Origin of the sequence: Sphingomonas sp. (assembly GCF_017304615.1) — a bacterium.
Taxonomy (GTDB): Bacteria; Pseudomonadota; Alphaproteobacteria; order Sphingomonadales; family Sphingomonadaceae; genus Sphingomonas.
On record NZ_JAFKLZ010000006.1, the window covers coordinates 29,425 to 50,667 of the forward strand.

Sequence of the window (21,243 nt, forward strand, 5' to 3'; positions counted from 1 at the left end):
GGAACAGGTCATGGCAGAGGGTGCATCCAAAGAGCAACGCTTGTTGGGGCTGCGGCGCGTCGCGATGCTGGCCGTCGCGATATTCGTGTCAGCCTGTTCGACGGTCGTGCCCAGGACAGCGCCGCCGCCGGGGCCCGCAGTCGTCGCGCCGCCGCCCGAGCCGGCGGTGGTGGCCGGCCTGCCGACCGACAGCGACCATCACATGGTCGCTCTGCTGGTGCCGCTGACCGGTGCGAACGGCGCGGTCGGGCGCAGCATCGCGAATGCCACCCAGCTTGCCTTGCTCGACACCAACAATTCGGTTCTGCGCATCACCACCTACGACACCGCGCTTGGCGCGGCGGCGGCGGCGCAGAAGGCGATCGACGAGGGCGCGCGGCTGATTCTCGGGCCGTTGCTCGCGGAGGATGTTCGCGCGGTGCTGCCGATCGCGAAGCGCGCCGGCGTGACCGTGATCAGTTTTTCCAACGACTCCAGCATCGCCGGATCGGGCGCGTATCTGATGGGCTATTCGCCCGGCCAGTCGATCGAGCGCGTCGTGGAATATGCGCGGAGCCAGGGGATCACGACCTATGGCGGGCTGGTCGCCAACGGCATTTACGGCCAACGCGCCTCGACCTCGTTCCTGCGCGCCGTCGAGGACAACAAGGGCCAGGTCATCTCGCTCCAGCCCTATGACCGCTCGGTCGCGTCGATCACGGCGGCCGCGGCGCGGCTCGGCAAATCTGGGCCGGTTGGCGCAGTACTGATCGTCGATGACGCGGCGGCGGCGGCGGGCATCGTGCCGCTGATGCGCAAGGGCGGCCAGACCGGTGCGCGCGTGCTGGGCACGGAGCGCTGGAACAACGACACCGCGATCGGCGGACGTCCGGCGCTCAACGGGGCGTGGTTCGCCAGCGTCAGCGACGCCCTCTATCGCCAATATGCCGTCAAATATCGCGCGCGGTTCGGAGCCGGGCCGTATCGCCTGTCGAGCATGGGATACGATTCGGTGCTGTTGACGATCCGTATTGCGCGCGACTGGCCGGTCGGGCGGCCGTTCCCGGAAAGCCGCCTGCGCGATTCGGGCGGATTCGCGGGGATCGACGGCGCGTTCCGGTTCGGCAGCAACGGCGTCGCGGAACGCGCGCTGGAGGTGCAGGAAGTGCGTGGGGGCACGACGGTGACGGTGTCGCCTGCGCCTTCGAGCTTCTAGATCGCCTCCCGAACGTCGACGATTTCGCCGAGGATCGCGTTGAGCACCGGCATCCCGGCGTCGGTGGCGCGCAATCGCGTGCCGTCGAGGGTGACGAGACCCTGATCCGCAAGCATCGCGACCTTGGGCATATCGATCAGCCGGTCGATCGGCCGCTCGCCGAGGGTCGCGATGCGCGCGAGGTCGATCCCCTCGGCGAGCCGCAGTCCCATCAGCATCGCCTCGGTCGCGCGTTCGGCGGGGGTCAGGCGATCCTCGATCTCGATGCCGTGGCCATTGCGCGTCACGGCATCGATCCAGTTTTCGGGCTTCCGCCGCCGCTGCGTCGCGAAACCGCCGCGCCGCCCGTGCGCCCCTGGACCGATCCCCGCATAGTCGCCGTAGCGCCAATAGGTCAGGTTGTGGCGGCTCTCCGCGCCGGGCCGGGCATGGTTGGATATTTCGTACGCGGGCAGGCCGGCGCGCGCGGTGGTTTCGCGAGTCAGCGCGAACAGGTCGGCGGCGCGGTCGGGATCGGGGAGCGCAAGGCGGCCCTCGCGCTCCTCGGTGGCGAAGCGCGTGCCGGCTTCGACGGTGAGCTGATAGAGCGAGAGATGCTCGGTTCCGAACGATAGCGCGCGAGTCAGTTCGGCGTGCCAGTCGCCGATAGACTGGTCCGGTCGCGCGTAGATCAAGTCGAAGCTGACTCGGTCGAACACGCGTTGCGCGACATCGAGCGCGCAAAGCCCTTCAGCCACGTCATGCGCGCGGCCGAGAAACGCGAGCGCCTCATCGTTCAGCGCTTGCAGCCCCAAACTGACGCGGTTGACCCCGCACTCCGCGAGGTCGGCGAACCGCGCCGCCTCGACCGACGAGGGATTGGCCTCGAGCGTGATCTCGATGTCCGGCGCGAAGCCCCACGCTTTCTCCGCCGCATTGAGCACCGCCGCGACCGTTGCGGGCGGCATCAGCGACGGCGTGCCGCCGCCGAAGAAGATCGACCCGAGTGTCCGCCCAGGGAGCGCGTCCGCCTCATGCGCAAGGTCGGCGAGCATTGCGTCGCGCCATGCCGCTTGATCGACCGACTCGCGGACATGGCTGTTGAAGTCGCAATACGGGCATTTCGACACGCAAAACGGCCAGTGGACGTAGAGCGCAAGGGGCGTTTGTTCGTCGGGCAATGGGACTGTCAGAGAACCGCCGCCACCAATTGCCGGAAGGCGTCCGCGCGGTGAGTTAGCGGGGTCTTTTCGTCGGGCTCCATCTCGCCGAACGTGCGGTCGTGGCCGTCGGGGAGGAACATGGGGTCGTAGCCGAAGCCGTTTTCGCCGCGAGGCGGCCAGACGAGCTGACCGTCGACGCGGCCTTCGAACCATTCGACATGGCCGTCGGGCCAGGCGAGGGCGAGGGCGCAGACGAAATGCGCGTCGCGGGGCATGTCGGGACCCTTGGCCGCCACCGCCTGCTCGACCTTGCGCATGCCGAGCATCCAGTCGCGCCCGTCCGGAGTCTCCGCCCAGTCGGCGGTGAAGATGCCGGGCGCGCCGTCCAGCGCGTCGACGCACAGCCCGCTATCGTCGGCGAGCGCCACCAGGCCCGACAGATCGGCCGCCGATCGCGCCTTGATCTCGGCATTGGCGACGAAGCTGGTGCCGTTCTCGACCGGCTCGGGCAAGTCGAGCGCCTTGGCCGAGATCGGCTCGATGCCGTACGGGGCGATCAGCGCCCGGATTTCCCTGACCTTGCCCTCGTTATGGCTGGCGATGACCAGCTTGCCGGGGGCGAGCTTGCGGATTTCCTGGGGGGCGTCGCCTTCGCCGCTCATGCAATCGCCTTCGCTTGCGCCGCAAATATCTCGTTGCAGCCGATCCGCGCCAAACGCAGCAGCCGCAACAGCGCTTCCTCGTCATAGGTCGCATGTTCGGCAGTCGCCTGCGCCTCGGCAATATGGCCGTTTTCGAGCAGCACGAAATTTGCGTCGGCGTCGGCGTTCGAATCCTCGTCATAATCGAGGTCGAGAACCGGCGTGCCTTGATAGATGCCGCAGCTGACCGCGGCGACCTTCTGCGTGAGCGGGTCCGCGGCGATCTTGCCGTCCTTCAGTAGGCCGTTGACCGCCAGCCGAAGCGCAACCCACGCGCCCGAAATCGACGCGGTCCGCGTGCCGCCGTCGGCCTGGATGACGTCACAGTCGAGGGTGATTTGATGCTCGCCGAGCAACTTGAGATCGGTCACGGCGCGCAAGCTCCGTCCGATCAGCCGCTGGATTTCCTGCGTGCGGCCCGATTGCTTGCCGCGCGCCGCCTCGCGATTGCCACGCGTGTGCGTCGCGCGCGGGAGCATGCCGTATTCGGCGGTGACCCAGCCCTGACCCTTGCCGCGCAGCCAGGGCGGCAGGCGATCCTCAACGGAGGCCGTCACCAGCACCTTGGTATCGCCGAACCCGACGAGCACCGACCCTTCCGCATGCTTGGTGAAATGGGGTTCGATGGTGATGGCGCGCATCTGGTCGGGCGCACGGCCGCTGGGGCGCATGGAGGTCTCCTTGGATAAGCGCTGCGCCCTACCCGGCGCGGCGCATGGTGTCACCCCTGCGGCACAAAAACAGAGGGCCGCTCCGGCGTTGCCGGAACGGCCCTTGCGACGGGCAAGCCCCCTAGCCCGTCGAGTGCAGCAATTACGCGGCTGCGATAACTCCCGAGCGGCGGCGGGTGCGAAGCGCACCGCCGACGAGGCCGAAGCCGATCACCAGCATGCCCCAGGTCGCCGGTTCGGGGACCGACGGGGTCACGAACACTTGGCTCTGGTTCGTCGGCGAATAGAGAACCTTCAGGTCGTAGCCGTTGTTCACCGTCCAGACGTTGTTCTTGACGTTGCTGAGGTAGGTGTTCGCAAGTGATTCCGCCGAGGTCAGCGCGGTCAGGTTCGCCTGCGAGCTGCCGCCCGGCGTCGTCATGTAGAACGCGCTCGACGAATTGGTCACCGACCAGGCGGACTGCGTTTCGAACATGATTTCCCAAACCGCCATCTGCGTCGCGGCGGAGATGTTGATCGCGTTCTGGCCGGTCGCGGCGCCGAGCAGCTGAGTCGTGTTGGTCAGCAGCGCGTTGAGCGCGTTCGACTTGGCGGTCGTCATGCCGGCATAGGAGGAGATCGGAATGATCGTGTAATTGGTGTAGTTGACGTTCCCGAGCGACACCGAATGCGCCAGATCGATGCAATAGGTCAGGATGTCGAAGGGCGCGTTGTTGCTGACATAGTTGCCCTTGAACTCGAACTGACCGACGCCGACATCGCCGTTCAATAGCGAAGAATGAACCGACCCGGTCACCGAACCGGGCGTGAAGGCGACGTTGGTGACCTTCACCGCCTGCGCCGATGCGGTCGAAGCCGCAAACATCATCCCTGCCGCCGCAGCGATAGCCATCACCTTATTCATCGGTCTTCCCCTTAATAATTTCAAAGTCGTCAAATGATGAACAGTTCATTAATCGACAGGATTTGGGGATTCTAGAATAATTACTTTGGTTAATTGTCTCATCATTGGACTTATGTGGTTAATATTGAGCCGGGGCGGTGCCTGCCCCATATAGCGTTCGTCATGTCGATTCCGCCGATCTCCGAACTCAGCGATCGCGCCCGCGATGTCTTTCGCGCGGTGGTGGAGGGGTATCTGGAGACGGGCCAGCCGGTGGGGTCGCGCACGCTGGCGAGTGCGGGGGCATTCCAATTGTCGCCGGCGTCGATCCGCACCGTCATGCACGATCTCGAATCGCTGGGACTCCTCGTCGCACCGCATACGTCGGCGGGCCGGTTGCCGACCGACATAGGATTGCGGCTGTTCGTCGATGGCATGATGCGCGTCGCCGAGCCGTCGGCGGAGGAACGCGCCGCGATCGAGGAGCGTGCGGTGCGCGCCGGGCCGGTCGAGGAAGCGCTGGCGGCGACCACCGCGGCGCTGTCCGGCCTATCCGCCTGCGCAGGCCTCGTGCTGGTGCCGAAGGCCGAACTGGTGCTGCGATCGATCAGCTTCGTGCCACTGTCGCCGGAGCGCGCACTGGCGGTGATCGTCGGCGATGACGGCCAAGTCGAGAATCGGGTAGTCGACCTTGCGCCGGGCACGGCACCGTCGGTGCTGGTCGAGGCCGGCAATTACATGAGCGCCACTTTGTCCGGTCTGACGCTGGCCGAAGCGCGAGCGCGGCTGGAGCGCCAACTCGCCGCCGACCGCGCGGCGCTCGACGCCGCCGCCGCCGCCCTTGTCGAACAAGGCATCGCGGTGTGGAGTGAGGATGGCGACCGCCGCCCGGTGCTGATCGTACGCGGGCAAGGTCGCCTGATCGACGCCGCCGCGGTCGAGGATCTGGAGCGCGTCCGCGACTTGCTCGACGATCTGGAGGGCAAGCAGGAGATCGCGACCCTGCTCGACAGCGCGCGGACCGGCGATTCGACTCGCATCTTCATCGGCGCGGAAAACAAATTGTTCGCGCTGTCCGGCTCGTCGGTCATTGCGCGCCCGTTCCGTGGAATCGATGGACGCGTGGTCGGCGTGGTGGGCGTGATCGGCCCGACACGGTTGAACTATGCGCGCGTCGTGCCCATGGTGGATTTCACCGCCGCGACCCTCTCCCGTCTGATCGGTTGAGAGGGCCTCAAACGAAACGAAGAGAATGATGACCGAAGAGAAGACCACCGAGACCGAAGACCTTCGCGCCGAAACCGCCGAAGCCGCGCCCGAACTGGCCGAGCATGACCGCGTTGCCGCGCTGGAAGCCGAACTGGCAGAGGCCAAGTCGCAAGTCATGTATGCCCATGCGGAAGCGCAGAACGTCCGTCGCCGTGCGGAGAAGGAAGCGGCCGACGCGCGCGCCTATGCCGTCACCAGCTTCGCGCGCGACGTGCTGTCCGTCGCCGACAATCTGGAGCGCGGCCTGTCGGCGATCCCCGAGGAGCTGCGTGGCGACGATCGCCTGAAGGGGCTGGTGACCGGGCTAGAGGCGACCAAGCGCGAACTCGACGCCGTGTTCCAGCGCAACGGCATCACCCGCATCGCCGCGATGGGCCTGCCGCTCGACCCCAACCAGCACCAGGCGATGCTCGAAGTGCCGAGCGACCAGGCGTCGGGCACGATCGTCCAGGAAATGCAGGCGGGGTATATGTTGCGCGACCGGTTGCTGCGGCCGGCGCTGGTGGGTGTGGCGAAGAAGGCGGATTGATGCCGCCGGGGAACGGGCCGCTAGAGTTCCTTGGCCCGTTTCTCTTTCTTTGTTTTCTCGGTTGGATGATCTGGGCGCAGTTACGACGCGGAGGCAACGGGCCGCAGGCAGTTCCTGACGAATCCGACGACACACCATATCACGTTTACACGCGCGATTTCGACACGGCGGTAATGGCTCGCGAGGCACCTGGGCTGATAGCTGAAGCCGATCGCGGCCTCCCACCAGCTCGACCGCTCAAGCTCCCGACGTGGCCGGCTCGCCTTGCGGCAGTCGAGCGGCTGTCGGCGAGTGCGGGACCGGCGTTTGCTGATGCGGAAGCGATGCTCGCGCCTGTTCTTAAAAGGCCGGCGGGCGACCTCGCAGTCCTATTGTTGATCGATCAGTCCGGATCGATGCATGAAAACATTCTCTCGGTCGCTGCTAACATGCGATGGCTGTCCCGCGTGTTCGATGAACGAGCGGTACCGCTGGCGATTGCGGGGTTCACCACGGTCGGTTGGCGGGGAGGCGCGGCACGGCGGCAGTGGCAAAAAGCGGGGAAGCCGAAACGACCGGGTCGCCTCTGCGCCTTGCTGCACATTCGCTATCGTGATTTCGACGGGCTGCTGGAAGAAGCAGACTTCAAGGCGATGGCGCATCCCGGCGTTCTTCGGGAAAATGTTGATGGCGAGGCTATCGAGTGGGCTATCAACGAACTGGTCGAGCGGCCGGAACGCATCAAGGTGCTGATCGTGCTTTCGGACGGTGCGCCGGTCGATGATTCGACGTTGGCGGAAAACGGCAACAATTTTCTGGTGCGCCATGTTCGTCAGGTTATCGCAGAGGCTGAAGCGGCACGCGTGGTTCGCCTTGGCGCAGTCGGGATCGAGTATCGCGTGGATGGATATTATTCGAGCTCGAGCGATGCGACGGATTTGTCGCGATTACCGCTGGCACTAGCAGCCCAATTAGTTGATTTGGCCAGCGATACGCGCCTCCCGGATCTAAAATGAACCCCAACCTCACCGTCGACCGCCCGACTTTCGTCACGCATCTCGAATGCTCGCTGACAGGCGAGCGGTATGAGGCTGACCGGCTGCACAACCTGTCGGCTGCGGGCAAGCCTTTGCTCGTGCGCTACGATCTCGCCGCGGTGCGCGGGTTCCTGCCCCGGGCGATGGTGGAGGCGCGGGCGACCGATTTGTGGCGGTGGCGCGAGCTGCTGCCGGTGCGGCGAACCGAGAATGTCGTGAGCCTGGGCGAGATCGAGACGCCGCTGGTGCCGATCCCCAAATCGAGCGGATCGCCAAACGTGCTGGTCAAGGACGAAGGGCGGCTGCCGACTGGCAGTTTCAAAGCGCGCGGACTGGTCATGGCGGTCGCGATGGCGAAGGAGCTTGGCGTTACCCGGATCGCGATGCCGACCAACGGCAATGCCGGCGCGGCGCTCGCGGCCTATGCCAGCCGCGCGGGGATCGAGACGATCGTGCTGTGCCCCGACGACACGCCCGAGATCAACGTGCGCGAGATCGCGCTGCAGGGTGCGCGGGTGTATCGCGTCAACGGCCTGATCGACGAATGCGGCGCGATCGTCGCGAAGGGTGCGGCGGAGGGGCGATGGTTCGATTTCTCGACGCTAAAGGAGCCGTACCGGATCGAGGGCAAGAAGACGATGGGGCTGGAGCTGGCCGCGCAGTTCGGCTGGCGGCTGCCCAAGGCGATCTTCTACCCGACCGGCGGCGGCACCGGGCTGATCGGGATGTGGAAGGCGTTCGCCGAGATGGAGGCGCTCGGCTGGATCGGTCCTGAGCGGCCGAAGATGTTCGCGGTGCAGGCGTCGGGCTGCGCGCCGATCGTCCGCGCGTTCGAGGCGGGCGCGGAGCATGCCGAGCGCTGGGAAGACGCGCACACCGTTGCCGCCGGCATCCGCGTGCCCAAGGCGATCGGCGATTTCCTGATCCTGCGCGCGGTACGCGAAAGCGGCGGGCGCGCGCTGGCGGTAGGGGACCCAGCGATCGTCAAGGCGGTCGAGGATTGCGCGAAGAAGGATGGGCTGTTGCTCTGCCCCGAAGGCGGCGCGACGCTGGCCGCCTATCGCCAGGCGCTGATCGACGGGCTGGTGGATGAGGAGGACGAGGTGGTGCTGTTCAATTGCGCGACGGGGCTGAAATACCCGATGCCAAAGGCAGGTACGAAGCTGGACAAGAAAAAGGATATCGATCTTGCTAGCCTGTAACGGGTTTCGTCCGCTGATCACCTAGCAACCTGCGGCAGTCGCGAAGCTTCGCCAAGACCATCTTCGCGTCGCCTGCCTTGAGCCACAGCCGCCCCGCCGCGCTCGCTGGTTCGGCGCTCGAGCTTTCAAAGGCCCAAAATTCTTCGCCATTGTCGCGTAAGATGCGCAGCGTCGAATGGACGACGTCCGACCGCAGTTTTAGATAGGGCGCTAGATAGTCGATCAGATGACGAACGCGACCGGGGTGAACGAAAACCTGGGCATCGTCGGCCGCAAGCGTTCTGACCAACTCGATCTTTTGGCCAATAAAATGTGAGGGTTTGCCCTTGGTCAATCCAGAGGCTTTGGCTCGGTCGCTGCGGATCACGTCGGCGGCCCACCGCTCGATGTGGGTGAAGATGTCTACGAATTCACCGCGAAAGGCATAAGCGTCGTGGATCATGCTCGCCGGATAAAACACCGGCTATAAACAACGCGCTAACGGATTACGGCATCGTCGCTTCCTGCACCATGTCGAACTCGCGGACGCCCCGCGCGCGGCGGGCGGCATTGACCAGGTCGCGGAGCTTCTCACGACGCGTCCGGGCATCCGCGATGTCGCGGATAGCGAACGGTTTGGCGCCGGTGGTCTCGTCGCTCGACAGCAAGGTGATCGTGCCGATCCCGGCCCATTGGTTGATCAGGCTGAAATCGATACGGATGTCCTTGATCCGGTAGAGTTCGATCTCGTCGATCGACTTGTTGAAGATGCCGCGGTGAAGGATCAGGCGATCGTCGGTCACCTCATAGGTTATCGCGAGGTTGCCGAGCCACTTGATCGCGACGATGACCAGCGCGGCCGCGACGAACAGCAGCGGATACCAAGTCCCGGTCACCAGCCAGCCGACCAGACCGATCGGCACCAGCAGGATCGTTCCCCACCCGGCGAGCGTGCCGCGTAGCCAGCCCGATGTCGAAGACCGAAATCGGTCGAGTGTCTGCGGCATAAGCGGTTCCTCCGTCACGGCAATCTAGCGCGATGCCGCCACGGGGAAAGCCCTCAGATCGTCTGCGCGCGGTTCTCGTCGCGGTGTTTCTTCAGGTACTTCATGAAGGGCGTGCCGCCGGTGCCGACGTCCGGATCGTTGCCCGCGCCAGAGCTCGCCTGCTTGTTGATGTAGCTGGCGGCATATTCGAGGTGGCGGGTGCGGAACCGCGCGACTTGCTCCACACAGGCGTTGAACGCATCCTTTAGGCTCTGCGACTGGGCTACGGCGAAGTCGCGCAAGCGGCTCGACGCCTGCAAATCCTCGATAAAGGCGCGGTGCTGGCGCGGACGGTATTGGTGGAGGTCGGCCAGGAATTCGCGAAGCTCGTCATTGGTGTGGACGACCTGGAACAGCGCATCCATCGCCGGGACGATCGAACTTTGCGAGCCCGTTTGCCCGCGAAACGGCTGGGGCTTGCCGGCGAACTTCGCGACGCCTTCGTAGACCAGCCCCTCGGGCATCGCCGGATTGTTCTTCCAGCCGTGGATGTAGGGGCGGACGCGGTTGTAATAGATGTAGGGGTCGCACTTATCGATCATGCGGTCGAAGATGGCGTTGGCCTCGTCCCATACGCCGTTCATCTCCACCAGCATCGCTTCGACCGCCGGAGCATCGCCCGCGTCCGACGCGCGCACCAGCTTGACCGCTAGGTCGAGCGCGCGCCCGGCGACTGCCTCGATCGCGACATGGACCAGGACGAACCAGTTCTCGTCCTGGCCGCCGAAGAAGTTCTGGTCCATCGCGATATTGTCGAGCGTGACGCCGCCCGCTTTGTCGACGCGATACCAATTGTCGAGGACGTAGCCGGCATAGTTCATCACCGGCGGGAAGCCGATATGGTCGCTGAGCTTGACCAGCGGCGCGGCCAGCGTGACGGGCAGATAGGCGGGCGGGACAGCCTCGCCCCAGACATAGGCCTGGGCAAGAAACGAATAGCGCACCATCGCGACGCCGATTTCGGCCTCCGACGCGCTGGCCAGAAAAGCGTCGATGTCGGGGATCGGTAGGCTGTTCAGGAAATGCCGCACGCGGCCGGTGGTCAGCAGTTCGGACAGGGTCGCAGCGGCGTCCTCGACCTCGGCTAAGTCATCGGGCAGCACGACCTCGTCGATCTCGGTCTGCGCCAGATAGCCGCGGTCGGCCGACAGGCCGTAATGGGCCAGATCGTGGATAGGCATGTGCGTTCGTCCCTGCAAAACTAGTTTCTTATGAAACCAGTCCTAGCGAGCCAGGCGCTGCTACGCCATCCCCTGATCGTGCCGGCGGTGCGGCTGGAACGGCAGGATGGTCTGGAGTTGCGCCAGCGGCGGCGCGCCCGCGAAGACAGTGCCGCGGCCGATCAGGAAAGCGTGACGAACGATCTCCGCTTGCTGTTCGAGGCCATATTTCCTGAGTTCCCAGCCCGGCTTCACGGTATAGTCGTATCGCGCCCACGGCACGCGCTTCAGCGGCAGGAAGATGCCCGACTGATGCTGCCAGACATGCGTCATTTCGTGGATGAACAGACCCTGCGTCCCCAGGTCGGCATGGCTGAAATCGTCGCGATAGGCGGTGCCATGGGGGTGGAAATGGATCCGGCCGCGCGGACTCATCACGACGTTGCGGGGCTGAAAGAACGCCCATTTGCCCAGCACGATGCGCACCGCCGCATAGTCGATCGAATCGCCAAAAATCGACCGCGCCATGTCGGTCTCGCCGGGGGTCAGCGGGCGGGCGTCGCTCAATCGCTCGGCGCCGTTCCACCGGGCGGGACAACCTTGGCGCTGACGGTGATCTTCTGCCCGCTGGCAAAGGTGAAGACGAGGGGCGTGGTCTTGCCCGGCTGCGCGCTTGGCTGGAGACCGAACAGCATGACATGCTTGCCGCCCGGCGCGAACACGACCTGATCACCGGCGCGCAGCGCGACGAGCTTGAGGTCGGCCATGCTTTCGATGCCCGCCTTTGACACGCGTTCGTGCATTTCCGCGCGCGCCGCCTCGGGCGCTTCCACGCGGGTCAGCGTCTCGTCCTTGGCGCCGCCCTTCAGCGTGAAATAGGCCGATGCCGGGGCGTCGGCGACGGGGCTCAGCCGCACCCAGGCCTTGTCGACCGACAGGGTGGCGGGCTGCTGACAGGCCGCCAGCATGGCGATCGCAGGGATGAGTAATCCGGTCTTCATGTGCAACGCTTCAATCCCCTTGGCCCGCATTGGGAAAATCACGCCACCACCTAAGCCCGGCGAGTCCTTGCGGCAAGCCAAAGCTCCCCTATATCGCCCCTCTGATAGGTGCTCGCGCCGCCTCTCGTGAGGGGTGCGGGCTTGGGTTTGTTTTGAATTGAGGGGCCACAGAGGACCAATGGCAAAAGTAATCGGTATCGATCTCGGCACGACCAATAGCTGCGTCGCGGTGATGGAGGGCGGCAAGCCCAAGGTGATCGAGAATGCGGAAGGCGCGCGCACCACGCCGTCGATCGTCGCCTTCGCCAAGGATGGCGAGCGGTTGATCGGCCAGCCGGCCAAGCGCCAGGCGGTGACCAATCCCGACAACACCGTGTTCGCGGTCAAGCGCCTGATCGGCCGTCGCTTCGACGATCCGATCACCAAGAAGGACACCGAACTGGTCCCCTATCACATCGTGAAGGGTTCGAACGGCGACGCCTGGGTCCAGGCCGGCGGCACCGATTATTCTCCTTCGCAGATTTCGGCCTTCATCCTGCAGAAGATGAAGGAAACCGCCGAATCGTATCTCGGCGAGACCGTGACTCAGGCTGTCATCACCGTTCCCGCTTACTTCAACGACGCGCAGCGTCAGGCGACCAAGGACGCCGGCCAGATCGCGGGCCTCGAAGTGCTGCGCATCATCAACGAGCCGACGGCGGCGGCGCTGGCCTATGGGCTGGAGAAGCAGGACGGCAAGACGATCGCGGTCTATGACTTGGGCGGCGGCACGTTTGACATCTCGGTGCTCGAAATCGGCGACGGCGTGTTCGAGGTGAAGGCCACGAACGGCGACACCTTCCTGGGCGGCGAGGATTTCGACAACAAGATCCTCGCGTTCCTGGCGGAGGATTTCAAGAAAGCCGAGGGCATCGACCTGACCAAGGACAAGCTCGCGCTGCAACGGCTGAAGGAAGCCGCCGAAAAGGCGAAGATCGAGCTGTCATCGGCGGCATCGACCGAAGTGAACCTGCCCTTCATCACCGCCGACGCCAACGGGCCGAAGCATCTGGTGAAGACGATCACCCGCGCCGACCTGGAAAAGCTGGTCGAGGACCTGATCAAGCGCACGCTGGAGCCCTGCAAGAAGGCGCTGGCCGATGCCGGCGTCAAGGCCGCGGACATCAGCGAAGTCGTCCTCGTCGGCGGCATGACGCGCATGCCGCGCGTCCGTGAGGTCGTGAAGGACTTCTTCGGCAAGGAACCGCACACCGGCGTCAACCCGGACGAAGTCGTCGCGATGGGCGCCGCGATCCAGGCTGGCGTGCTGCAGGGCGACGTCAAGGACGTGCTGCTGCTCGACGTGACTCCGCTGTCGCTCGGCATCGAAACGCTGGGCGGCGTGTTCACGCGCATGATCGATCGCAACACGACGATCCCGACCAAGAAGGCGCAGGTCTATTCGACCGCTGACGACAATCAACAGGCGGTGACGATCCGCGTGTTCCAGGGTGAGCGCGAAATGGCGGCGGACAACAAGCTGCTGGGTCAGTTCGACTTGGTCGGCATCCCGCCGGCGCCGCGCGGCGTGCCGCAGATCGAGGTGACGTTCGACATCGACGCGAACGGCCTGGTCAGCGTCAGCGCCAAGGACAAGGGCACCGGCAAGGAACAGCAGATCAAGATCCAGGCGTCGGGCGGCCTCTCGGATTCCGACATCGAACAGATGGTTCGCGACGCCGAGCAGTTCGCCGAGGATGACAAGAAGCGCCGTGAGGCGGCCGAGGCGAAGAACAACGCCGAAAGCTTGATCCACACCACCGAACGCCAGCTTGCCGACAATGGCGACAAGGTCGATTCGTCGCTGAAGGGCGAGATCGAGGCGGCGATCGCCGAGACCAAGACGGCGGTCGAAGGCGGCGACGTCGAGGCGATGAAGGAAAAGGCGTCCGCGCTGGCCCAGGTCGCGATGAAGCTTGGCCAGGCGATCTACGAGAAGCAGGCGGCCGAGCAAGCCTCGCCCGCGGCCGATGGTGCCGCGGCCGGCGGCGAAGCCGGTGGCGAGGATGTGGTCGATGCGGAATTTTCCGAAGTCGACGACACCAAGGCTTGATGTGATTCGTACCCCCCGTCACCCCTTATGGCGTGACGGGGGCGGGGGCCTGCGATGAGTACCGAAGTCGATTATTACGAGCTGCTGGAGGTCGAGCGGACCGCCGACGAGGCGACGATCAAGTCGTCCTACCGCAAGCTCGCGATGAAATATCACCCGGATCGCAACGCCGGGTGCAAGGACAATGAAGCCAAGTTCAAGGCGGTCAATGAGGCCTATGACTGCCTGAAGGATCCGCAGAAGCGCGCCGCGTACGACCGCTTCGGCCATGCTGCCTTTCAGCAGGGCGGACCCGGCGGCTTCGGCGGCGGGCCGCAGGATTTCGGCGGCTTCTCCGACATTTTCGAAAGCGTGTTTGGCGAATTCATGGGTGGTGGCCGGGGTGGCCAGCGCGGGCCGCAACGCGGCGCCGACCTGCGCTACGACATGGAAATTACGCTGGAGGACGCATTTCACGGCAAGTCCGAGGACATCACCGTCGATGTCGCCGCGGTGTGCGACTCCTGCCATGGTTCCGGCGCGAAGGCGGGGACCAGCGCCAAAACTTGCGGCACCTGCGCCGGCCACGGCAAGGTTCGCGCGCAACAGGGTTTCTTCGTGGTCGAGCGCACCTGCCCTTCGTGCCACGGCGCGGGCGAAGTGATCGCCGATCCATGCCGCCAGTGCCGTGGTGAGGGGCGCGTCGAAAAGACCAAGACGCTGACCGTCAATATCCCCGCAGGTGTCGATGAAGGCACGCGAGTCCGCTTGACCGGCGAGGGCGAGGCGGGACCGCGCGGCGCGCCGGCCGGCGATCTCTATATCTTCCTGCATGTGAAGCGCCATCCGATCTTCCAGCGCGAGGGCACGACTCTGTTCGCCAACGCGCCGATCAGCTTCACGACTGCGGCGCTGGGCGGATCGATCACGATCCCCGGCCCTGACGGCGAAAAGCACGAAATCAAGCTCCCCGCCGGCATCCAGTCGGGCCGCGAGGTGCGTCAGCGTGGCGCGGGCATGCCGGTGTTGCAGGGCAAGGGGCGCGGCGACCTGGTCGTCCGCATTTCGGTCGAAACCCCAACCAAGTTGACGTCAAAGCAGCGCGAATTGCTCGAGGAATTCCGCTGCACCGAAACCGGCGAGGAATGCCCGGAGGCGCAGGGCTTCTTCCAGAAGGTTAAGAAGGCGGTCGGCGGCTAAGGCGCAACCCGCCGCCCCTGTCCGCTCCGGGATTTCACCGGAGCGGTGGGGCCGCTGGTTAGAGGGAGATCATCCCCGCCACCAGCGCCAGAGTCCCGACGGTCACGATCGTGCCGGCGAGCACCTCCACGTAGCGCATGGTTGCTTCTCCTGCTGCCGGATAGGTCCGGCTGAGATGCATATGGGAATTGTTGCGTGGATGCGCAATATTATTTCACGAGTTCGCAGTTGCAGCATTTGCACCTGTGTGACCCAAATGCGGCGGTTCGTGGTTAATCTGCCACACTATATCATCGTGACGGCGCGCTGGATCAAACGAACCCGAGGTTCCAAGTCGACGGGTTATAGTTGTTGATGTTGGGCAGCACCGTCGACATCTGGCCGCTCGAAACCCCGAACCAGCTGGCCAGCGTCGCCGCATATTGGTCGACCGAGATCGTCGGGAGCAGGCGGCCCTGGCCGACATCGTCAGGCGTGCCGTTGCCGATTGCGGGCGCAGTGCCATAGAATTTCTGACCGTTGACTGCGCCGCCCATCACGAAATGGTGGGAGCCCCAGCCATGGTCCGACCCGTCGTCATTCGCTTGCAGCGTGCGGCCGAAGTCCGATGCGGTGAAGGTCGTCACCTTGTCGGCGACGCCCAGCGCGGCGGTCGTGTCGTAGAACGCCTTCATCGCGTCCGCGACCCGGCCGATCAGCGTCGGGTGATCGCGCAGCAGGAAGTCGTGCATGTCGAACCCGCCGAGGGACACGAAGAACACCTGGCGCTTGGCGCCCAGCTCCGCTGATACCGAGATCATCCGCGCGACCATCTTGAGCTGATCGGCCAGACTGTTGCCGGTCGGGAACAGCGGGAAGTTCGCTGCGGGCGCTCCGGCAAGCGCGCCGCTGAGCTGCGTATAGGTGTCGAGCGCTCGCTTGGTCACCTTGGCGTGTTCGTTCGCCAGGATGTTGGTCGAGGAACCCGTGATCATCGACTTGAGCGTGCTCATCGCGGTCGCAGAGCTGTAGAGCGTGGTCGAATTGTTGATCAGCGCGATCGGGCCGCCTGTGCCGACCGCATATTGCACCGCGCTGCTGCCGGTCAGGTAGACCGCGTTGCCGCTGGTGTTGATGCAGGTCAGCGTGGAGGAACTGTTGCCCGACTGGAACAGGTCGCCGATCCGGCCGCCCCAACCGGTCGTCGCGCCTTCCGGATTCGATGCCTGGAAATAGCTTTGCTGGTCGTTGTGGCTGAACAGCTTCGGCGGCAGCCTGACCGAATTGGCGGTATATTGCGCCTTGGTCGTCGGCTGGACAAGCGTCCCCACGTTCAGCGCGACCGCAAGCTTACCGGCGTTGAACAAGGGCAGCAGCGACGCCATCGTCGGCGCGAGCGCATATTGCCGGCCATTGGGGAGCGCCGTGCTCGGCGTCAGCGCGGTCGCCGCAAGCGCTGCGCGGTCGATTGCGAGGACCGAACGCGCCGCCTGATACTGGTTGTAGCCCGTCGTGTCATAGGGCGGCAGCGTGTTGGCGTAGTCATTGCCGCCATAGAGGAAGATGCAGACCAAAGCTTTGTAGTCGGTCGACGTCGCCGCCGCCGCTTCGCCGATCGCGGCGAGGCTGGTGACGAACGGCGTCGCGACTCCGGCGAGGCCAAGCGCGGCGCCGCGCTTCAGGAAGGCGCGGCGCGACTGATCGTGATCGAAACAGCTCATGTCACTTCACCGTCAGATATTCGGGGGACGCCATCGTCAGCAGGATGGCGACGCCCACGCGGTTGATCGGGCCGTTCGTGGCGGTGGCGGAGATGCTGTCGACCGCTGTCTTGATCGATGCTTGGGTCGCACTGGATAACTGGCCGGCGGCGAGGACGATGTTCACCTCGTTCACCAGCGCGGTTGAGTCCGACGCCTTCGTCAGGATGCTGGTATAGTCTGGCTTCGCGTCGCCCGATCCATTGGCGATCAGGCTCTGGAAATAGTTGATATAGGCGACCACCGATTGTTCGTTGGTGATCTGGAACTCCGGCGCGACCAGGCCCGCGGCGGAGATCGCCGTAGCGGGCGGCGAGTAACCGGGGCGGAAGAAGTTGAACACGCTGGGCGATCGCCCCGGCGACTGCGCGATCCGGGTCGACATGCTGCTGGTATTGCCGAACGGCCAGGTGTTGGCGGGCGAAGTGACTCCGAACGCGCGCGCCCAGCCGGTCAACCGCACGATCGGTTCGCGGATCTTGCCGGCATTGGCGGCAGTCAGCGCGCTGTCGTCGCGCGCTTCGCTGTCGGTCAGGATCGCCTTGATCACCGCCTTCATGTCACCGCGCACGCCCGAGCCGTTATTGGCGAATATCGCCGACACGCGCCCGACATAAGCGGGCGATGGGTTGCTGGTGACGAGCCGCTGGATCAGTTGCTTCGACACGAACGGCGGCACGTTGGGATGGGCGAAGATTGTATCTAGCGCGACCTTGATCGCCGCCATCCCGCCACCCGTCGTGCTGGTGCCAAGGAAGTTGGCGACGCCGGTCTCGTTGATCGACGCCTGCATCACCAACGGGACCTTGTATCGCGCGGGCGTAGTGCTGTCGGAGCTCGAATAATTCAGACCGGTGAACACGCGCGCCAGTCCACTGACATCGGCTGGCGTATAGGTCTCGATCGGATTGCCGCCCGACGTCTTCAGGCTGCCGTCCATGTCGAGCTGGTACAGCCCGATCGTGAACAGCTGCATCAATTCGCGCGCGTAATTCTCGTCCGGCTGCGCGCCGGTCGTCGCATTGGCCTTGCGATTGCCGAGGAATGTCAGGAACGACCCCATCGCCGCATTGGTCGTGATCGCGTCCATGATCGTGCGAAAATTGCCGAAGGCGTTGTCGAGCAGGACATCGACATAGGCGGCCGTGGCGAACGCCTGCCAATTGGTATTCACGGCGTCGATGCCGACCACCAGCATGTCGAGCAGCGCCATGCCGACGCGCTGGCGCAACTGGTCGGGCTCGACGATCAACTGACGCCACATCGTCGTGTCGAAACCGTTCTGGCTGTTGATGTTGGCCGCGGCGTCGTATCCGTTCGCGGTCAGCCAGTCGAAATGCGAAGTCGCGCGCGTCATCGCGAACTGGTCGGTCAGCCAGCCGTCTATCCCGCGCGAGATCAGGCCGTCGATCGTGGTGCGCGTCGCGCCCATCGTCGCCTGGCCGAGGAAGCGGCTGGCCTGCGTTTCGGAAAGGGGCGTGACGACCACCGGAGGCGGAGTCGGCGTTCCGGCGCTGCCCGACGAGCCGCCTCCTTCGCCGCAGGCCGCGAGCGCCAGCGACGACGCCAGCACCGTGACGGCCGGCAATCGCTCGGCGACTGGCGTCCCGTCATCCTGAATATGATCGTCGCCGAACCCAGCGCCCGACGTATCAAAAACCAAAGTATCCACGGCCCGCTCCCCCGCGTGTCGAGACTCTAACGTAGCGGAACGCGAATCCCTCCGCGATCCGTGCCGAAGTGGCCCTACCGCGATGGATAACCGGTTGGACGCACCGGATTCGTAACGAGCGTGGTGGAGTTTTGGGTAACCAAGTCAACGACGCCGTCAGCCGCCGAACACGCGCGCGAAGATCGTGTCGACATGTTTAAGGTGATAATCGAGGTCGAACTTCTCCTCGATTTCGCTCGGCGACAGCGCGGCGGTGACTTCGGGGTCGGCTTTGAGCAGCGCGAGTAGCGACAGCTGGCCGTCGCTCTCCCACACCTTCATCGCGTTGCGCTGGACGAGGCGATAGGCGTCCTCGCGGCTGACCCCGGCTTGCGTCAGCGCCAGTAAAACGCGCTGCGAATGGACCAGCCCGCCCATCTTGTTGAGGTTCTTGTCCATCCGATCGGGATAGATCAGCAATTTGTCGATCACGCCGGTCAGCCGCCCCAATGCGAAGTCGAGCGTGATCGTGGCATCGGGGCCGATATAGCGCTCGACCGACGAATGGCTGATGTCGCGCTCGTGCCATAGGGCGACGTTCTCAAGCGCGGGCGTGACATAGCCGCGGACCATGCGCGCGAGGCCGGTGAGGTTTTCGGTCAGCACCGGGTTGCGTTTGTGCGGCATAGCCGAAGAACCCTTTTGTCCGGGCGAGAAATACTCCTCGGCTTCGAGCACTTCGGTGCGCTGGAGATGGCGGACCTCCGTCGCGAGGCGCTCGATCGATCCGGCGATCACGCCGAGGGTCGCAAAGAACATCGCATGGCGATCACGCGGGATCACCTGGGTCGAAACCGGCTCGACGGACAGGCCCAGCTTCTCGGCGACATGCGCTTCGACGCCCGGGTCGATATTGGCGAACGTGCCGACGGCGCCGGAGATCGCGCAGGTCGCGATGTCCGCGCGCGCCGCGACCAGCCGCGCGCGATTGCGGTCGAACTCGGCATAGGCCTGGGCGAGCTTGAGGCCGAACGTCACCGGTTCGGCATGGATGCCGTGGCTGCGGCCGATCGTTGGGGTAAGTTTGTGCTCCTCGGCACGGCGCTTGAGCACCGCGAGCAGTGCGTCGAGATCAGCAATCAGGATATCGGCGGCGTTGCGCAATTGCACCGCGAGGCACGTATCCAGCACGTCGCTCGACGTCATGCCCTGATGCATGAAGCGGGCTTCATCGCCAACCTTTTCAGCGACCCAGGTCAGAAAGGCGATGACGTCGTGCTTCGTGACCGCCTCGATCGCGTCAATCGCTGCGACGTCGATCGCGGGGTTGGTGTTCCACCATTTCCACAACGCCGAGGCCGCTTCCTTCGGCACGACGCCGAGTTCGGCGAGCGCGTCGGTCGCATGCGCCTCGATCTCGAACCAGATCCGGAAACGCGCTTCGGGCGTCCAGATCGCGGTCATCTCGGGACGGGAATAGCGCGGGACCATTGGGGGCCTTTCGTGGAGCGGGGAAGATGGCGGGGCCGATAGCAAGCAGGCCCGCGCGCGACAATCTAAGCCTGTGGCGCAAACATGACGGTTCCGGGAAATCGCCCCCGAGTCGTCGCGAGCTCGGCACATCGGAACGGCGAACCGAGCCTGTGTGACGATGAAGTGACGCCATGCCGCACATATCGCGGACCCATGTCGACGTTCGTCGGTTGTTTAGGACGAGCCATTCGAGCGGTACGCCCCTCTGGCGCATCGCAGAATCCGACCGTTCAACAATAGGAGATAGACCGTGTTGAAACACGTTTTATTGAGTAGCGCCTTTTTGATGGCGACGCCCGCGATGGCGCAGACCACGCCAGCCTCGCCGATGCCGCCAGCTGCCGCGACACCGCCTGCGGCTACCCCACCGGCGCCGCCGACTGCGGCTATGCCACCGGCACCTCCGGCGGCGGACCCTGCGCCAGCGCCGGTCGCGGCCGATCCCGGTCCGCAGATCGCCGATGTCGTGACAAAGGAATTCCCCAGCTATGACAAGAACGGCGACGGCAAGCTGAGTCAGGCCGAGTTCGGCGCGTGGATGTTTGCGCTGCGCAAGGCGGCCGACCCGGCGCTGAAGGACGACGCCGCCAACAAGAAATATGTCGCCGGCGCGTTCGCCACCGCGGACACCGACAAGTCGAAGAGCGTGTCGAAGGACGAGCTGACCAATTATCTGGTCCAAGGGCAGAAAAACGCACCGCCGTCGGCAGCGGTGCCCGCTGCACCGCCGGCGGCAGCAGCAGGCCCTGGCGCGCCGCCCCCCGCTGCGCCCGCTCCTGCTCCTGCTCCTGGTACGGCACCAGAGCCAGCGCCCGCGCCGGCCCCTGCACCTGTGGATCCGGCCGCGCCGAAGCCCAACTAAGGTCGCACCGTCAGGCGTCGTGACCTAACGACGCCCACGCAGGGGCCGTCGCGTCTTCCCCCTTTGACGCGGCGGCCCTTTTTATTGGAGTTAGATCAAGCCTTGGCTTCGCAGGCTGGTGAAGCCCTTGGTGCCCACGATGATATGATCGTGCACCGCGATGCCCAGCTTCTTGCCCGCTTCGGCAACCGATCGTGTCAGGTCGATGTCGGCGCGGCTCGGCGCCGGATCGCCCGACGGATGATTGTGGATCAACCGCGTCGCATGCGGTAACCTATTGAATTAATGATGGTTTCTGGTAATGCCCGAGGGGGCGGGGGTATGAGTTTGGGGTCGGTAGATCGTGAAGTTGCGTGACATTCACTTTCGTTCAGCCTCTGTCTCAATGAGTTT

Annotated in this window: 21 protein-coding genes and 1 pseudogene; 8 read left to right on the forward strand and 14 right to left on the reverse strand. The window is 64.8% G+C overall.

Translation table 11 applies throughout. The annotated features are described in order from the left end of the window. The first annotated feature begins 10 nt into the window (after positions 1-10). The gene (locus J0J06_RS16730; RefSeq protein ID WP_294043848.1) at positions 11-1,195 is read left to right on the forward strand and encodes a penicillin-binding protein activator; all 1,185 of its coding nucleotides are present in this window, start codon (positions 11-13) and stop codon (positions 1,193-1,195) included. Here the strand turns inward: J0J06_RS16730 and hemW are convergent. The 4 genes from hemW to J0J06_RS16750 all read right to left on the reverse strand — a co-directional run bounded on the left by hemW (position 1,192) and on the right by J0J06_RS16750 (position 4,613). Beyond that, positions 1,192-2,355 (reverse strand): radical SAM family heme chaperone HemW, encoded by a 1,164-nt coding sequence (gene hemW, locus J0J06_RS16735; RefSeq protein WP_294043849.1) that lies wholly within the window; start codon positions 2,353-2,355, stop codon positions 1,192-1,194. The genes J0J06_RS16730 and hemW overlap by 4 nt on opposite strands. An 8-nt stretch (positions 2,356-2,363) precedes the next feature. After that, on the reverse strand, positions 2,364-2,999 hold the full coding sequence (gene rdgB / locus J0J06_RS16740) for an RdgB/HAM1 family non-canonical purine NTP pyrophosphatase (protein WP_294043850.1): 636 nt from the start codon (positions 2,997-2,999) through the stop codon (positions 2,364-2,366). Continuing rightward, positions 2,996-3,709, reverse strand: coding sequence for a ribonuclease PH (gene rph, locus J0J06_RS16745; protein ID WP_294043851.1), 714 nt, complete (start codon positions 3,707-3,709; stop codon positions 2,996-2,998). Before rph ends, rdgB begins: the two co-directional genes overlap by 4 nt. A 142-nt stretch (positions 3,710-3,851) precedes the next feature. Then, positions 3,852-4,613 carry a PEPxxWA-CTERM sorting domain-containing protein gene (locus J0J06_RS16750; RefSeq protein WP_294043852.1) on the reverse strand — a complete coding sequence of 254 codons (762 nt, stop codon included), beginning with the start codon at positions 4,611-4,613 and terminating at the stop codon, positions 3,852-3,854. Positions 4,614-4,775: 162 nt separating this feature from the next. Between J0J06_RS16750 and hrcA the strand changes: the two genes are divergently transcribed. From hrcA to J0J06_RS16770, 4 genes are read left to right on the forward strand one after another with little or no spacing between them, the layout of a single operon-like run. After that, on the forward strand, positions 4,776-5,819 hold the full coding sequence (gene hrcA / locus J0J06_RS16755) for a heat-inducible transcriptional repressor HrcA (protein WP_294043853.1): 1,044 nt from the start codon (positions 4,776-4,778) through the stop codon (positions 5,817-5,819). 28 nt (positions 5,820-5,847) lie between these two features. Next, complete coding sequence (locus tag J0J06_RS16760) at positions 5,848-6,390, forward strand: nucleotide exchange factor GrpE (RefSeq protein ID WP_294043869.1); 543 nt, start codon at positions 5,848-5,850, stop codon at positions 6,388-6,390. Beyond that, the gene (locus tag J0J06_RS16765) at positions 6,390-7,385 is read left to right on the forward strand and encodes a hypothetical protein (protein ID WP_294043854.1); all 996 of its coding nucleotides are present in this window, start codon (positions 6,390-6,392) and stop codon (positions 7,383-7,385) included. Before J0J06_RS16760 ends, J0J06_RS16765 begins: the two co-directional genes overlap by 1 nt. Continuing rightward, on the forward strand, positions 7,382-8,608 hold the full coding sequence (locus J0J06_RS16770) for a threonine synthase (protein WP_294043855.1): 1,227 nt from the start codon (positions 7,382-7,384) through the stop codon (positions 8,606-8,608). The genes J0J06_RS16765 and J0J06_RS16770 overlap by 4 nt, the downstream gene beginning before the upstream one ends. On the opposite strand, the gene J0J06_RS16775 is transcribed toward J0J06_RS16770, so the two are convergent. Genes J0J06_RS16775 through J0J06_RS16795 form a run of 5 tightly spaced genes read right to left on the reverse strand, consistent with a single transcriptional unit; the run spans position 8,598 to position 11,794 of the window. Next, the gene (locus J0J06_RS16775; protein WP_294043856.1) at positions 8,598-9,050 is read right to left on the reverse strand and encodes a hypothetical protein; all 453 of its coding nucleotides are present in this window, start codon (positions 9,048-9,050) and stop codon (positions 8,598-8,600) included. The two genes, J0J06_RS16770 and J0J06_RS16775, sit on opposite strands and share 11 nt — an antisense overlap. A gap of 43 nt (positions 9,051-9,093) precedes the next feature. Beyond that, the gene (locus tag J0J06_RS16780; RefSeq protein WP_294043857.1) at positions 9,094-9,594 is read right to left on the reverse strand and encodes a PH domain-containing protein; all 501 of its coding nucleotides are present in this window, start codon (positions 9,592-9,594) and stop codon (positions 9,094-9,096) included. Between the two features lie 53 nt (positions 9,595-9,647). Continuing rightward, complete coding sequence (locus J0J06_RS16785; RefSeq protein ID WP_294043858.1) at positions 9,648-10,814, reverse strand: indoleamine 2,3-dioxygenase; 1,167 nt, start codon at positions 10,812-10,814, stop codon at positions 9,648-9,650. A 60-nt stretch (positions 10,815-10,874) separates the two neighbouring features. Next, entirely contained in the window at positions 10,875-11,321 is a 447-nt protein-coding gene (locus tag J0J06_RS16790) for a vgr related protein (RefSeq protein ID WP_294043870.1), read from the reverse strand. 35 nt (positions 11,322-11,356) lie between these two features. After that, positions 11,357-11,794, reverse strand: a complete 438-nt coding sequence (locus J0J06_RS16795) for a copper chaperone PCu(A)C (RefSeq protein ID WP_294043859.1) — start codon at positions 11,792-11,794, stop codon at positions 11,357-11,359. Between the two features lie 178 nt (positions 11,795-11,972). Between J0J06_RS16795 and dnaK the strand changes: the two genes are divergently transcribed. Beyond that, positions 11,973-13,886, forward strand: coding sequence for a molecular chaperone DnaK (gene dnaK / locus J0J06_RS16800; RefSeq protein WP_294043860.1), 1,914 nt, complete (start codon positions 11,973-11,975; stop codon positions 13,884-13,886). A 54-nt stretch (positions 13,887-13,940) separates the two neighbouring features. Beyond that, positions 13,941-15,065 carry a molecular chaperone DnaJ gene (gene dnaJ / locus J0J06_RS16805; RefSeq protein WP_294043861.1) on the forward strand — a complete coding sequence of 375 codons (1,125 nt, stop codon included), beginning with the start codon at positions 13,941-13,943 and terminating at the stop codon, positions 15,063-15,065. A gap of 58 nt (positions 15,066-15,123) precedes the next feature. Here dnaJ and J0J06_RS16810 read toward each other — a convergent pair whose 3' ends face one another. The 4 genes from J0J06_RS16810 to purB form a co-directional block, all read right to left on the reverse strand. Then, a complete protein-coding gene (locus tag J0J06_RS16810; RefSeq protein WP_294043862.1) occupies positions 15,124-15,246 on the reverse strand; it encodes a hypothetical protein in 123 nt (40 codons plus the stop codon). A gap of 130 nt (positions 15,247-15,376) precedes the next feature. Next, positions 15,377-16,765 carry a DUF1501 domain-containing protein gene (locus tag J0J06_RS16815; RefSeq protein ID WP_294043863.1) on the reverse strand — a complete coding sequence of 463 codons (1,389 nt, stop codon included), beginning with the start codon at positions 16,763-16,765 and terminating at the stop codon, positions 15,377-15,379. 1 nt (position 16,766) lies between these two features. Further along, positions 16,767-18,476 carry a DUF1800 domain-containing protein gene (locus J0J06_RS16820; protein WP_294043864.1) on the reverse strand — a complete coding sequence of 570 codons (1,710 nt, stop codon included), beginning with the start codon at positions 18,474-18,476 and terminating at the stop codon, positions 16,767-16,769. A gap of 156 nt (positions 18,477-18,632) precedes the next feature. Then, positions 18,633-19,946 (reverse strand): adenylosuccinate lyase, encoded by a 1,314-nt coding sequence (gene purB / locus J0J06_RS16825; RefSeq protein ID WP_294043865.1) that lies wholly within the window; start codon positions 19,944-19,946, stop codon positions 18,633-18,635. A gap of 328 nt (positions 19,947-20,274) precedes the next feature. On the opposite strand from purB, the gene J0J06_RS16830 reads away from it, so the two are divergent. Further along, complete coding sequence (locus J0J06_RS16830) at positions 20,275-20,850, forward strand: EF-hand domain-containing protein (protein ID WP_294043866.1); 576 nt, start codon at positions 20,275-20,277, stop codon at positions 20,848-20,850. A gap of 90 nt (positions 20,851-20,940) precedes the next feature. On the opposite strand, the pseudogene J0J06_RS16835 reads toward J0J06_RS16830, so the two are convergent. Further along, positions 20,941-21,105, reverse strand: a pseudogene (locus J0J06_RS16835) (JAB domain-containing protein); the annotation flags it as partial. Positions 21,106-21,243: the final 138 nt, after the last annotated feature.